Raw genomic sequence first — 14,225 nt, 5'->3', positions numbered from 1 at the left:
CAAACATACTATTCTCATTATGTAGACTGTCATATTTTTCATAATTTTTATTATAAGGATTATAGTCTTAGAGTTAAATAGGGATAAATAAGCTATTTATGCTACGGAATTAGGGAATTCAGCTCATACGCTCCAATGCCAGATTAGACTTTTCACCCCCGTACTTCCATTTTTAAACATAAAGAGAGAGGGTGCAGGCTGCACCCTCTGAATATTTACTGCATTATTTGAATTCCTTTTCGCCAAATAAATGCGGAACTTTCACCTTTTTCCCTTTTTTATGATTGAAATCAGGTTTTTTAGCTTCGATTTTTGCTTGGTCATAGACAGCTGTGCCGACAATTTCAGCAACATCTTGAAGCTTTTCTTTTGAGATTTTATCAATGGTATCATCAGGAGTATGATACCAAGGTTCTGATGGACTGTGGATGAATAAAGCAGCGGGTATTCCAGCCTCAGCAAAGGATACATGGTCACTTCTCCCGCCTTGTCCATACGGAGTCGGCTCACCATTCAGTCTTGTACTTGATGCCTGGGCCAGCTCGGTTACAAGGTTCATTTCTCCATCATTAGTCAAAATGACCAAATCTCCGGCATCCTTGCTTCCCACCATATCGAGATTGAAGTTGGCAATTGTCCGCTTGATATCATCATCAGGGAGATTGCTCACATAATGCTGTGAACCCAGCAATCCATTTTCCTCTGCCCCAAAGGTGACAAAGCGAATTTCGGTATCTGTAGGAAGATTCTTCAGAACACGTGCAAGTTCAAGCGTGACGGATGTTCCTGATGCATCATCATTCGCTCCGGGTGCACCTGTGACGGAATCATGATGTCCAGTAATATAAATGATATCGTTCTTTTTTGCTTTATTGTTCTTTGTTGCTTTTTTCGTTGCCACTACATTATAAGAGGTTTTTTCTCCGGAATAAGCTCCTTCAATTTTTAATGATGCTGTCAATTTAACTCCAGCATTCAGTTTTTCCAGAAGGGCTTCTCCATCCTTTTTGGTGATCGTGACGGATGGAATAAACTTGTCATTATCCTCTCCGAGTGTCCCGTTTAATTCCCCATCTGCATTATTGAATAGGATGACTCCCGCTGCCCCTTTTTCCGCTGCATTCAATACTTTCTCTGCAAAAGTGAGGCTGCCTCTTTGTATAAGGGCAATCTTCCCTGCAACGTCGGTTTTCTCTAGCTCTTCTTTCGTTCCTAAACCGGCAAATACCACTTCACCGGATAAATTCCCATTAACTGAATAGGTTAAATGATTCGATTGGATTTCCCCATCAAATCCGGCAACGGACAGCTCGACCAGATTTGGGTCTGTATAAGATAAAAAATTGAACTCTTCGATATCGGCTTTATAGCCATAAGATTGGAATTGCTTTTTGATGAATTGGACGGCTTTATACTCAGAATCCGTACCGGCCACCCGAGGTGTTTGTGAGAGGTATTCAATATTCTTGTAGATTTTATCGGCATCGATTCTTTTAATGACTTGCTTGTCCGTGGATGGCGCAGATAGCACCGGCGATGAGTGTGGCGCTGCTAAAGCGGTGGTTGCCCCGGCTGTCCCGAGTGTCAATGCCGCGATTAAGCTAACCGATAGAAATTGTTTTTTCATAGATTGCCTCCCAGTTTAATAGATTCCACCATAATTTTACAATATATAGAGAATACTAACTAGGTAGGTTTATCCCAAATAATACATGTCTAAAGTAACAAATTTACAAATTAAAGAAATCAACAGGGAAATTGACCTGTGCCAAAAGTTCTCTTTCATCCGATATTTTGTCATATTATATAAAAATACCTGTAATCCAAACAGGATTTTCGCTCTTTTTCGGGAAAATAATACAGAAGAGATAGAATTTTTACAGGGAGAAGGCGTAAAAATGTCGATAACTAAATTCGTGATGCCGGAATTGATTGTTGGAAAAGGTTCGATTGAACAAGCTGGCGAGGCCTGCTTGCGGCTGGGCGCCAAAAAGGCGCTGATAGTAAGCGACTCCGGGGTGGCCAATGCTGGCTGGTTGGATAAAGTGATTAAATCCTGCCAGGATGCAGGACTTGCTTTTGCTACCTTCATTGAAATGACGACCAATCCGAAGGACAGGGAGATCGAAGCCGGCTGTTTGGCATTTAAAGAACAAGAATGTGATGCCATCATCGGTTTGGGTGGAGGCAGTGCTTTGGATGTCGCTAAAGGTATGGCCTTCAAGTCGGACGAAATCCGGTTTGTATATTGCAGAAAAAATGGCTCACCCTATAAATAGGAGGTGTCCAAAACATGGACCAATTTGAAAAAGCCTATGAATCATATAAACAGCAGGGAACACCGCAAGCAAACCAACCTGATTCAGCAGGAAAAGAAGAAATCATCGCCGTAAGGAAAAATGAAGAGGACAATATTATCGCCATCAAGACGAACTCCGGCCGCGAACTCGACTACCCCACAGCCCTTTCGGAAGCCAAAGCAGGCAACCTGGCCAATGTTGACGTCTTTCATAAATATGGACGTGACATCTTGCGGAGTGAACCCGATGGGATAAAGGAAAATAACCTGGATCAACTGCCGGAGTTTTGATTTTTCGGGGAAACTGCCTTATATGGGCAGTTTTTTTATGTATGGATCTAAACGATAAAAAGAACCCGCATGATAGCCGGATCCTTATTTTTCATACTGATAGGATTCAGAGATTTCGAGCAGCCGGCCACAGGACTCGACAACCTCAATGATTTCCATCCACGACATGTCCAGACCCAGTTCATTAGCATGGGAAATCTTATCCCGTAATTTCCGGATGGCATTCGCATCCTTCTTCCCTTTACTTTTCGAAGGGATTTGGAAGAAGCACCTCAATTCTTCATCTTTATGTATGATATCGAATTTATCACTGATTTGAAGGCACTCTATTATATTGATGTCTTCATTTTTATCGATTCTCCTCCTATATAATTCATTTGCCTTTTCTAAACGGTCTTCGCTGATCATTGGATACCAGCTGCCATCGCCGAATCTATCCATGATGATATCGCTCATCCTCATTTCCAATAAGGTAATATATCCGAATATTAGCATCCTGATTGGAGGCTTTTGAAGGTCGGCATGGGTAATCAACTTTTTAATTGAATTATTCTCTAATACGAACACCCTTGTTTTATTCTTGAAAATTTGTAGAAGCTGGATCAAAGGGGTTGAATCCGAAACCATTTCCCTTGGTGAAAAGTTTTTCAAATATTCAGAAATTTTCCCTTCACCTAGCTCTTCCCTTTCGATATATCCGATGATTTCCCCTTGATCTTGCACAGCCAATATATCAAAATTCTTTTTTTCCAATGCTTTCTGGATATCCAGCGCCAGATCGTGTTTATGGCAAAACTCAAGCTCCTGGGCAATGCTCTTAACCGTGATATTTTCTTCATAAAGTGTTTTAAGACTAAGATAGCTGCTGGTGCTTTTTCTATGGCTTCCATTTAACATCTTTCAACCTCCCTTTAGTACTTTTTCCACGATTAACCGTTCATGAACCACTTTAATTATTGACCGCTAATTTGCACTGCGGTCGCTGCTGTAAGGGATAAAGCAATCGGATTCGAACCAGTTTAACTAAAAAATAAAATGTCCCGTGTCATCAATAAATAAAGTCCACCGAAGTGGACTCAACCCCATTCAATGTGGATTTTTTGGTACCATTAATCAATAGCCATCAACTGCATTGCCTACCGCCGTTTCCTCATTCCCCTTTTCTTCCCAACCCTTACAAACATCCACCCAATCCTTCGCACCTGAATATTCAAACAATTCAGCAAGTGTAAGTTCTATTGCAGAGTTCGCACTGCCGCATGCCGGGAACAATGACTCGAAGCGCTTCATCGATACATCAAGAAAAACAGCTAAATCATTTGCCAGACCAAACGGGCAAACTCCTCCGATTGCATGGCCGGTCTGTGCAAGCACTTCTTCAGGTGAAAGCATTCGTGCCTTAAAACCGAACGTCTGACGAAATTTCTTATTATCCACTTTCGCGTCCCCTGCGGCAACTACCAAAATAGCGTGTTCACCTTCCCCTTTAAAGGAAAGAGTCTTAGCAATCCGCGCTGGGATAACACCGATGGTTTCCGCTGCCTCAATCACCGTGGCGCTCGATGTTTCGAACTCCTTTACGTCGCCTTCCCGATTCCATTGTTTAAAATGGCTTTTGACACTCTCGATCGACATATTATCTTCACTCCTTTGACGTACATATTGAAATAATATCACCCTTCATTGCAATAAATCAAAATCCTATTGAGCTACTTCTCCTGCTTGGAAACTTATAAATTAAAACCATTCTTTACAAATTGACGAAACAAGCTTACTTGGGATACTATTAATCATCGGGTAAACGCCTAAACGTGGTTCGTAACCATCCCACGATAAAAAACTAGGGAGAGAGTAAAATGAATGTTCGTACACTCGTGATAAACGGGTTATTGGCTGCCTTGTATGTGGCGGTCTCATTGGTGTTTAAACCAATAGCTTTTGAGATGTTCCAATTCCGTGTACCGGAAATGTTGAATCATCTCATTGTATTCAATAAAAAGTATATCTACGGTATCGTCGGCGGAGTCTTCATATCGAATCTGCTTTTTTCGCCGATGGTGCCATATGATTTGATATTTGGGGTGGGGCAATCCCTGCTCGCCTTATTGCTTGTCATTTATGTTTCTCGTTTCATAAAAAGCATTAAAGGACGGATGATCGCCACGATTATCTTTTTCACGTTCACAATGTTTTTAATTGCAATTGAACTGAACCTTGCCTTTGGCTTGCCATTCTGGCTAAGCTGGATGACCACGGCTGTCGGTGAGTTCGTTGTCCTCCTGATTGGAGCGCCAGTCATTTATGCAATGAACAAAAGAATTCAGTTTGAAAAGTGGCTTTAAAGGAATCTTCGCGACGTTAACCCACTATAATGGAAAAGAGCTGGCTGCATGTTGCGGCAGCTCTTTTTTTTCACCAATGAACTCGAAAATGATAAACTATTAGTAAGAATGGTGGTGGCCCTTTGAAAAAAGTCCTGACCATAATCGGTCTACTGGTAATCGCAATATTTATTTACTCTAATGCAGAGCTGTTCACTTTGGTTTGGAAAAGTGACCTGGATTCTGTTATTAGCATATTGAAGGAAAACCTTTTACTTACATTTATTGTGACATTCGTATTGATGTTTGTACAAAATTCTTTTACTATCATCCCCTTAATTTTGCTCCTGACTATCAATGTCACGATATTCGGATTCATATATGGCTATCTATGGAGTTGGTTTACAAGTGTTGTTGCCTCAGGATTCATTTTTTATGCAACAAGAAACTGGTTTCAGGAGCTTCTTTTAAAGAAGCTTGGCGAAAAATGGCAAGAAACAGTTGTAGAGCATGGCTTCATGTACGTTTTTACAGGCAGGATTTTCCCGCTTATCCCTACAAGCTTAATTAACTTGGCAGCGGGAGTCAGCACTGTCACTTTCAAGGATTTTTTATTAGCGACGGCACTTGGCAACCTTATATACTTTTTCTTCCTATCGCTGATTCCCTATGGACTGCTATCTGTGGAAATGAACCAATATACGTTAGCTGTACTCGCACTCCTCTTCTTACTATTTTTCATTATCTATAAGCGTGCAAAAAAGAAAAAGAAACTTACCTTCTACAGAAAAAACAGGTGACCACTTTGGCCCCTGTTTTTTTATTTAGGATTCTGCATATATTTTTTTCCGATAGTTTGTTAAAATGTGTATGTAATTTTACCTTTGAAATGTCTTAAATCAGGGAGAATCTCCATGTCCAAACGCTCCATCTTAGCAATATATATCCTATCCGGGATTCTTACATTAGTCGTGTTCGACTATTTTTTAACTACAAATATCCATAACAAAGAGGTCTTCGTTCAACTTCAAAGAGCGGAAGGCTTTGTTTTTCTTTTATCAATAGGCTTGGTCTTATATCTTTATTTAGCTAAAAGGGAAGAATTCAAACAATTAAAAGAAGCGGAACAACGTCGGCGCACACTCATAAATTCAATGGTGGATTTCGTTAACTTCAAGGATGGTGATGGCCGATGGCTTGAATCCAATACCTTCGGGCTGCAATTATTTCAATTGGAGCATGTAGATTATAAGGGGAAAAGAGACAGTGAGCTCGCAGAATACTCCGAATTTTATAAAGAGTCGTTGATCTACTGTGAAGTTTCCGATGAAGAAACGTGGGTAAAAGGGGAAATCACAAGGTGTGAGGAAATCATCCCTCTTCCCGATGGCAATCACAAGACCTTTGATACGATCAAAGTTCCCCTGTTCAATGAGGATGGTTCACGAAAAGGCTTAGTCGTCATTGGCAGGGATATTTCTGAAAGGGTTGTCGCGGAGAATCAATTATTCGATAGTGAACAACGCTATAAATCATTGTTTGAACACAACCCATATCCGATGCTGATGCTTGATTTAAACGGAATGATCATGACCGTGAATCCTAGATTTGAAACAGTGACAGGCTTTCAACAGGAAGAAATAAATGGCGCCTCATTCATTGATTTGAACTTTTCAGCAGAAGACGCGGAATTGATCCGTACATCTTGCCAATATGTCATGGAAAACCATAAGGGGATCAAAAAAGGGAAAGATATAGAATTCCTGACGAAGTACGGGAAGTCCATCTTACTTTCTTGTACGTTTGTCCCAATGATGGTTGGAGAAGATTTAGTCGGAATCATTACTTATGCTAAAGAGGTCACTCAAATTCGGGAAACCGAAGCACGCTTAAGAAGAACCGAAAAATTATCGATAGTCGGCGAACTTGCCGCAAGTGTGGCCCACGAGGTACGAAACCCGCTGACTTCCTTAAAAGGTTTCGTCCAGCTGCTTAAAAAGAGCGACCATCCCTATGAACAATACTACACGATCATGTTAAGTGAGTTGGACCGGATCAATCTTATTGTAAGCGAGTTACTCGTCCTGGCAAAACCACAGGAACTTCCATTCAGCAAACATCAAATCATCGACCTGATGAATGATGTCAAAACCTTGTTGAAACCAGAGGCGGACTCGTACCCCACCCAAATATCAATATCTGTTAAAAACGAAATACCGCTTCTATTATGTGAGGGAAACCAATTAAAACAAGTTTTCATAAACATGCTCAAGAATTCAATGGAGGCATCCGCCAATCACATTTGGATTGATTTCGAACGCATGGACAATAACCTTTCCATCACCATCAAAGATAATGGAAGCGGAATTGAAAAAAACCGGTTAAAGCATCTTGGAGAGCCTTTCTATTCTTCTAAAGAAAAAGGAACCGGGTTAGGACTGACAGTCAGTTGCCGAATCATCGAAGCGCATCGGGGAAAGGTCCGCTTTAACAGCGAACTAAACCATGGAACCGAAGTCCAAATCATTTTGCCCATAAAACTATGAATCCGAGGACAAGCCTAAACCTTGTCCTTTTTTTGCAGGATTCAGAGCCATCACTATTTAAACAGGGAGGTGAAGATATCCTTTATATTCCCAAAGAATGACACAGTCTCAACAGGCTGTTTCCCATTAACCTGGCCTCCTGTATCATTGGATGTATCGCTCACAGTCTTGCCAGCCGTACTCATTTGCTTCTCCTCAACTTCCGCCTCTTTCGTTTTGACATCATCCACGGTTTCTTCCTCATCCATCTCAACATCCATATCCTTTTCGAAAACAATGACGTAAGTACGGCGCTCCCCATCCTTTGAAACGGTAACGGAAATGGCCGTCTTCGCTTTATCCTTGATCTTCACTTGTTTACTGCTCTCACCGTCATATTCAATCGTTGCTCCGCTGGCATTTGTCGCTGCATTCATTTCAACTGAAGAAATATCATTATCGACCTCGATATGATAGGTATGCTCATTGGATTCAAAAGATTTGTTCCATACTCCGGTTGATACAGTCAGGTTGTTCAACACTGGTGCATTATTGCCTTCCTCACCTAAAGAATCTGCTGACGCTACCTTCTCTATAGATTCCGTTTTCGGTTTTTGTGTTGAAATGCTTTCAATTTGCTGTGCTTTCGGTACTTGGCTGACACCACTGCTAGGTTTTAGATTATTGGAGGATTCCGCTGATGTTAAAGATGATTTACTCCCCTTATCTGAGGAAGGTTGAGCTTTACTTGTTTCTGTTGAGGGATCCTTTTGAACTTCACTCTCTTTAGGAGCAGAAGCATCTTTCGATTCGGTTTCCTTGGCTGCGGCCCTTGTAATCGTAAGCGTATATGTTTGTTCATCTCCATTTTCTGCTGTAACGATAATCTTTACCGTTGTCTTTCCGACTGGAAGGGTAACCTTTACACCTGCACTGGTAGCATCCTTTCCATTCACCTTTACAATTGCCGTACTGTCACTCAATGTCGGAGTTACCGTAACGGACTGGACTTCATTTTCAACTGAAGCATTATAAGCTGTCACTTTAGAATCGAATGTTAATGAGCCTTTTGATAATCCAATCGATGTTAAAAGGTTATCATCACTTTCAAGTTTTTCGACCTTGAGAGTATAGGCAACCGTTTCATTTTCCCCATCGCTGACGGTGATTTCAAACGTATTCATGCCAGTTTGAAGTGGTAAGTCCTTCACTTTACCATCTGTCATTTTGACACCGTTCACGTATATGGCTGCATTCTCGTTAGGGCTTGCTGCAAGCAAGGTGATCTTTTCCACATCATTCCCCACTGCCGAACTATAATCGTGTACATCCTCTGAAAATTTTTGATCCAGTGCTATCCCTTCTATTTCTAGCTTTGAAAGACTATTTACCGTTTGTGCCTCTTCCTGAATGACAGAAGTGCCTTCCGCAGCCCCTGCCTCGGGTATATAAGTGGATGTTCCCATTCCCACAAGAGAACCAACCAAGATCACCTTCACGCCTTTTTCTTTAAAACCCTTCTTTAGCAAAGCCTATCCCTCCTATTATTCCTGCAAACATGATAGGGCCAGGTTACCAAAGGAACCTTAATTATTTCTTAATGGATTTTTTCGTAGGAGGATACCTATTGATGCTTTGGTGCAAAGCGGAATCCCCAACCAATACTATGGCTATAATGGAGGAAGGCAGGTCAATCTAACCTTATTGTTATCACTTTTCTAGGGAACCTCTTAAACTGCCTTTAGATAACAAATTTATTTTCACTGTTTTTTCACATTTTCCTTTTATAATAAGCTTACACAATCTGATGAAAGGATGATGGCACACCCAGATGAAAAAATATTTATGGCTGATAGTCAGCCTATTCAGTTTGCTTTTATACCCGGCAATGGCTTTTGGTCATGCTACAATAATAAGCTCTAATCCTAGCCCGAATGAAGCGATGGATACTCTTCCTGAAAAAATCAGCATTCAATTCAGCGAGAATATACAACCAGCTTTCCATTCGCTTGAGGTATTCAGCCAAGATGGGGACAAAATTCAAATCCAAGACAGTACAATTTCGAAACAAAGTGGAAAAATACTGGAAGCTAAGTGGAAGGGCACTATCGATGAAGGGATTTACTACATTAAATGGAGAGTGGTTTCAAGTGATGGCCATCCCATTGAAGGAACAATTCCATTTCAATTCGGCGATTCAGCTGGACTTTCAGACCAAGAAAATTCCGAAGTAAATGCAAGTTTTCCGAATTCCATCAATGTAATCCTGCAAAGTCTTCAATACATATGCTTCGCTGCACTAACCGGAATCCTTTTTTTCAGATTATCGTTAATGAAGGATTCTCGACTTTTTGAAGCTAGCAGAAGAGCCCGTCTATACCTTTGGCTTTCATATGCAGGTTTAGCATTTTCCATCATCTGCAGTCTGCCTTTAAAAGTTACGATTGATGCTGGTGTAGGTTGGACTGATGCATTTAAAGTGAGTTATATAAAAGAAGTATTGAATGCTACAAACTTTGGATCGGTCTGGATCATTGAGATTCTAATATTGCTCCTTCTATTTTTAGTGATTTATTTCATGCTCGAGAACTCCCTGAATAAATCACTACCTTACCTTTCTTTTATCATAATTGCCTGCTTGATGATTTGTAAGGCTTTAACTGGACATACAGCAGCCGTTCCTAATCAGGTTCTGGCCGTTTTGATGGATTTCCTACATTTATTGTCCATGGCTTTATGGCTCGGCGGCCTTATGGCCTTATTGGTGATTTTGCCTGGGCTTGCCGATCGGCAGGCAGTCCAACAAGATAAGAAAACATTTTACTGGTCGATCGTTCAAAGGTTTTCCAAATGGGCATTTCTGTTTGTAATAATACTGATTGTTAGCGGAATATATAGCAGTTTACAGCATGTACCGACTATCCATTCATTGTTTAACACAACATATGGCCAATTGTTACTGGCGAAAATCGGTCTCATGTTAGTCATGATCGTTTTAGGAGGCTTTCATTTTCTCAGAGGGAAAAAGCAAACGAAAAAACTTGGTTATAGTGTGGGAATGGAGTTTGGTTTAGGGATCGTCATCCTTCTCGTTGCAGCTCTACTGACAAATGTCCAAACAGCCATGTCTTCTCCCGGGCCCATTGAAAAGACGTTACGGACTGAAGAGGATAATGAGGTTACATTAATGGTGACCCCCAATGAAGTCGGAGATAACCTGATTCAAGTAAACCTTTCCAATGAAGGCAAGCCAATTGCTGAAATAGAGCAGCTAACAATCACTATGCAGCCATTAGATACTCCAAATGGTGAAATAAAGCTGCAGATGAAGGAGAAAAACACAGGTACATTTACATCAAAGTCTATATTAACCATGCCAGGAAAGTGGAATATCCATGTTCACGGATTAACTGAAAACCTGGATTCAATCAATGCTGATTTTATAATTTTTATAGGGAATTCATAACAGGAGGGATTAATACTAATGAAAAACATTTCAAAACTACTTATTTTTACAATTGCTGCATTATTCATTTTTTCAGGTTCAGCGTATGCTCACGTTACCGTCAAACCTAGTTCGTCTGCCCCTGAGGCGTGGGAAACTTATACACTCAAAGTGCCCGTCGAAAAAGAATCTGCCACGACAAAGGTGACTTTAAAAGTACCTGAAGGGATTACTTTTGAAAGCTATCAGCCTGTACCGGGATGGAAAGTAACTACAGAAGGTGACAAAGATGGGCATGTAAAAACGGTAACTTGGGCAGCAACTGACGAAGGAATAGCTGCTGGACAATTCCAGCAATTCTCTTTCGTAGCACAAAATCCTAAAGAAGAAACGAAAGTGGCATGGGATGCATTTCAATATTACGAAGATGGCGAAATTGTTGAATGGAGCGGTGATGAAGGCTCAGACCTACCGCATTCTGTAACGGAAATTACAGTTGCGCCCAAGGCTGATGCAGAACCTGCGGACCATGGTCACAATGATGATGCTGACACTAATGATTCCACGACAACAGACAATTCAAAGGAGTCAGCAACAACAGAAGGTGATAGCAACCAAACGCTGATCATCACTCTGGCTGTCATATCACTAATCCTTTCCATTGTAGCGCTTTTTGCAGCTCTAAGGAAAACTAAAAAATAATCATTATGGAAGGGTGCCCCAATTTCTTGAGGCACCTTTTTTTCTCTTCTAATATTCCATGACAACCGATTTGCTCGGTAACTGAAGGTTTTCTGATTCTATGGTAATCTTAATCGATTTTTCAGCTCTTTGTTCCGTTATCGTTAAGTTAAGCAATCCATTTCCCTGGGCTTTTTTGCTTATCCCCAGATCTTCCGTACTTTTCACCAGCTGTGCATATAATTCCGCTTCAGTTAAGTTGCGGTCAAATTCCCTTTCAGCAATCACTTTCAAGAGAGCTGCTGCACCGCTTACATGAGGCGTAGCCATTGATGTTCCGCTCAACCTGGCATATTTATTTCCTGGATAAGTAGAGAGAATGTCAACCCCTGGCGCCACCAAGTCAATTTCATCATTCGTATTTGAAAAATCCGCTAAATTTCTGCTTAAATCCACAGCTCCGACTTCCACTACCTCTGGATATGCTCCTGGATAATCCAATTCATCCGTTTCATGACGCCCATCTCCGCTATTTCCAGCTGCGCAAACAACAAGGATATCATTCTTAAGGGCCCTTTGAATGAGTTTGTGTTCAGTCTCATCCGGAGGTCCGCCAAGTGAAAGTGAAATAACCGAAACTTTTTCTTCATTAGGTCCCCGCCAATTGATTGCATACTCTAGTGCCCCATTAATCCAATCTATATCGCCTTGTCCTTGACCATTTAGGGCCTTTAACGCTAATATGCTTGCTTTCGGAGCCACTCCCACTACACCTGCATTATTAATCGCAGCGACAACCGTACCGCTAACATGTGTCCCATGTCCGTTATCATCTTGATAATCCCCGGTATTGGTAAAATCCTTCCCACCAATGATTCTTTCCTTAAGGTCTGGATGTCCCTTGTCAATGCCTGTATCGATGACGGCCACTACCACGCCCTCACCATAATTGCTTTTCTCCCAAATTGCCGGTGCTTTCACAAGCTCGACACCCTCAGGAATCTTCTCTTTCACCGTTTCCATTACTTCAAGAACTTTGTAAGGTATTAATCTTTTTTCTCTTGTCATTTGATTACCCCTTCCTTCGTTCAATAAGTTAAACTGCCATCAGTGCGGGGATTTTCATCCCGTCTGGTTGCCGTCTACCGTTGAAAGAGATGAGATCAAAAAACTCTTCTCTCTTATATATACCAGATTTATGAAAATAAAAAAGAAGTTTTCGGAAAATTCCATCTAAATGACTACTTTTTATTTCTTTTTATGTTATTATCTGGTACTCTTATTATAGAACAAATGTTCGTTTGATGCCACCCTTTTTTATTCATTACTCAATTTTTTTCCAAGCATTGCATTTCCAAATAAAAAAGAAGCGACCCCGAAATGAGTCAGCTTCCAAGATGTTAAGCTGCACCGCAGCATTTTTTGTATTTTTTCCGGCTTCCACATGGACAAGGGTCATTTCTGCCAATAACCGGTTCTGTATGAACATGCGGCATTTTAGCTGCCTTTGCACTTTCCATGATAATTTGCGTGCCTTTTTCCTTCATTTGCTGATACCGCTGTTTAAATAACTCCATTACATCTTTACTGTACTTTAACGTATCTTCCGCGATATCCATCGCCTTTTGCTTGGAAATATTATAATCCTCCAGGACAAATTGATTATCTCCAAAAGAAACCCTCACTCCAAAATGCTGTCCCGCCTGTTTATTGCCTTTGCGCTCCTCAACGAATTCAAGGTATACTTCCTGGCAATCACAAGTCTGATGCATGCAATAATAATCATATATCCAATACGATTTATCTTCGTACTTACTCTTTAAAGCAATTCCATCCTCAACGCCAAAAACATCCAAATATTTTATCGCTTTTCCATCGAGTATCTCAAATGGATCAATCGTTCTCATCTATAGACACATCCTAATTCATCAAAATTTATTCTTCCTATGTATTGTACAACCTAATTCGTCAATCGTCACTTGAAATGAAGCCTGACGAAGCCATATCCCTTTCATTTTAAGGAAGCCTTATTGAAGCAATAAAAAAAGCTGGATCAGTGTCCATACACTGATCCAGCTCCCTCAATCCTTCATCCGATCCATGTGGTCAATTCATCAATCGGTGTTTTCTTAGCAGGTTTCGGCTCCATGTCAGGATAACCCAAGTATATGAAAGCCAATACCTCTCCTTTAGAGGATAAATTGAAAAATTCACGGACCTTTTCATGATAAGTTATTTTCCCCGTTCTCCATACTGCTCCCAGACCTAGAGAATGTGCTGCAAGAAGCATGTTTTGAATGGCACTGTTCACTGCCGCATATTCTTCTGCCACAAGGACATTATTCTTATCACTAGGCTCTATGCCCACTGCGATGATGACTGGAGCCCTTAATGGATTCTTTTTTTGCCGTTCGAGCTTGCTGATTAAACTTTCAGGAGTATCATCAGCATTTTCAATTCTTGTGATTTCTTCGAATACCTGGCCTAGTTTATTTCTTCCTTCTCCAGTCAAAACAAAAAAGCGCCAAGGCTCCGTTCGATGATGATTGGGTGCATACGTTCCAGCTTCAATGATTTGCTCGATCATTTCCTTAGGTACCGGATCTTGCTTAACGATTCCAATGCTTCTTCTCGTTTTTATAGCCTCGATAGTTTCCATGTTA

The 14,225-nt window shown here is 40.9% G+C and carries 12 protein-coding genes, 2 pseudogenes and 1 riboswitch; of the genes and pseudogenes, 7 read left to right on the top strand and 7 right to left on the bottom strand.

Translation table 11 applies throughout. The annotated features are described in order from the left end of the window. Positions 1–223: 223 nt before the first annotated feature. The gene (locus tag J7E52_RS10210) at positions 224–1,627 is read right to left on the bottom strand and encodes a M28 family peptidase (protein ID WP_214745579.1); all 1,404 of its coding nucleotides are present in this window, start codon (positions 1,625–1,627) and stop codon (positions 224–226) included. 271 nt (positions 1,628–1,898) lie between these two features. Between J7E52_RS10210 and J7E52_RS10205 the strand changes: the two are divergent. Together J7E52_RS10205 and J7E52_RS10200 are read left to right on the top strand one after the other, a co-directional pair. Beyond that, positions 1,899–2,219 (top strand): annotated as a pseudogene (locus J7E52_RS10205) (iron-containing alcohol dehydrogenase); the annotation flags it as partial. Positions 2,220–2,293: 74 nt separating this feature from the next. Then, the gene (locus J7E52_RS10200; protein ID WP_214745573.1) at positions 2,294–2,590 is read left to right on the top strand and encodes a DUF3892 domain-containing protein; all 297 of its coding nucleotides are present in this window, start codon (positions 2,294–2,296) and stop codon (positions 2,588–2,590) included. 84 nt (positions 2,591–2,674) lie between these two features. Here J7E52_RS10200 and J7E52_RS10195 read toward each other — a convergent pair whose 3' ends face one another. Together J7E52_RS10195 and J7E52_RS10190 are read right to left on the bottom strand one after the other, a co-directional pair. Then, entirely contained in the window at positions 2,675–3,487 is an 813-nt protein-coding gene (locus J7E52_RS10195; RefSeq protein ID WP_214745570.1) for a hypothetical protein, read from the bottom strand. A 216-nt stretch (positions 3,488–3,703) separates the two neighbouring features. Next, positions 3,704–4,225 (bottom strand): YbaK/EbsC family protein, encoded by a 522-nt coding sequence (locus J7E52_RS10190; protein WP_214745567.1) that lies wholly within the window; start codon positions 4,223–4,225, stop codon positions 3,704–3,706. Between the two features lie 170 nt (positions 4,226–4,395). Next, positions 4,396–4,440, top strand: a riboswitch (PreQ1 riboswitch). A 6-nt stretch (positions 4,441–4,446) separates the two neighbouring features. Here J7E52_RS10190 and J7E52_RS10185 point away from each other — a divergent pair. From J7E52_RS10185 to J7E52_RS10175, 3 genes are all read left to right on the top strand, one after another. Beyond that, on the top strand, positions 4,447–4,932 hold the full coding sequence (locus J7E52_RS10185) for a QueT transporter family protein (RefSeq protein ID WP_214745564.1): 486 nt from the start codon (positions 4,447–4,449) through the stop codon (positions 4,930–4,932). A gap of 122 nt (positions 4,933–5,054) precedes the next feature. Beyond that, a complete protein-coding gene (locus tag J7E52_RS10180; RefSeq protein WP_214745561.1) occupies positions 5,055–5,711 on the top strand; it encodes a TVP38/TMEM64 family protein in 657 nt (218 codons plus the stop codon). Positions 5,712–5,825: 114 nt separating this feature from the next. Then, a complete protein-coding gene (locus J7E52_RS10175) occupies positions 5,826–7,457 on the top strand; it encodes a PAS domain-containing sensor histidine kinase (RefSeq protein WP_214745558.1) in 1,632 nt (543 codons plus the stop codon). Positions 7,458–7,510: 53 nt separating this feature from the next. On the opposite strand, the gene J7E52_RS10170 is transcribed toward J7E52_RS10175, so the two are convergent. Then, the gene (locus J7E52_RS10170) at positions 7,511–8,965 is read right to left on the bottom strand and encodes a cadherin-like beta sandwich domain-containing protein (protein ID WP_214745555.1); all 1,455 of its coding nucleotides are present in this window, start codon (positions 8,963–8,965) and stop codon (positions 7,511–7,513) included. A gap of 302 nt (positions 8,966–9,267) precedes the next feature. Here J7E52_RS10170 and J7E52_RS10165 point away from each other — a divergent pair, with 302 nt between their 5' ends. Beyond that, on the top strand, positions 9,268–10,902 hold the full coding sequence (locus tag J7E52_RS10165) for a copper resistance CopC/CopD family protein (RefSeq protein ID WP_214745552.1): 1,635 nt from the start codon (positions 9,268–9,270) through the stop codon (positions 10,900–10,902). 18 nt (positions 10,903–10,920) lie between these two features. Further along, positions 10,921–11,583, top strand: a complete 663-nt coding sequence (locus J7E52_RS10160) for a YcnI family copper-binding membrane protein (protein ID WP_214745549.1) — start codon at positions 10,921–10,923, stop codon at positions 11,581–11,583. A gap of 48 nt (positions 11,584–11,631) precedes the next feature. Here J7E52_RS10160 and J7E52_RS10155 read toward each other — a convergent pair whose 3' ends face one another. From J7E52_RS10155 to J7E52_RS10145, 3 genes and pseudogenes are all read right to left on the bottom strand, one after another. After that, positions 11,632–12,630 (bottom strand): S8 family peptidase, encoded by a 999-nt coding sequence (locus J7E52_RS10155; protein WP_214745546.1) that lies wholly within the window; start codon positions 12,628–12,630, stop codon positions 11,632–11,634. Positions 12,631–12,962: 332 nt separating this feature from the next. Further along, positions 12,963–13,040 (bottom strand): annotated as a pseudogene (locus J7E52_RS27390) (SEC-C metal-binding domain-containing protein); the annotation flags it as partial. A 611-nt stretch (positions 13,041–13,651) separates the two neighbouring features. Continuing rightward, on the bottom strand, positions 13,652–14,221 hold the full coding sequence (locus tag J7E52_RS10145; RefSeq protein ID WP_214745539.1) for a nitroreductase family protein: 570 nt from the start codon (positions 14,219–14,221) through the stop codon (positions 13,652–13,654). Between the last annotated feature and the right edge of the window lie 4 nt (positions 14,222–14,225).

Source organism: Bacillus sp. ISL-34 (genome assembly GCF_018613325.1).
Classification (GTDB): Bacteria; Bacillota; Bacilli; order Bacillales; family DSM-1321; genus Peribacillus.
This window is presented reverse-complemented; position numbering and strand designations above follow the sequence as displayed.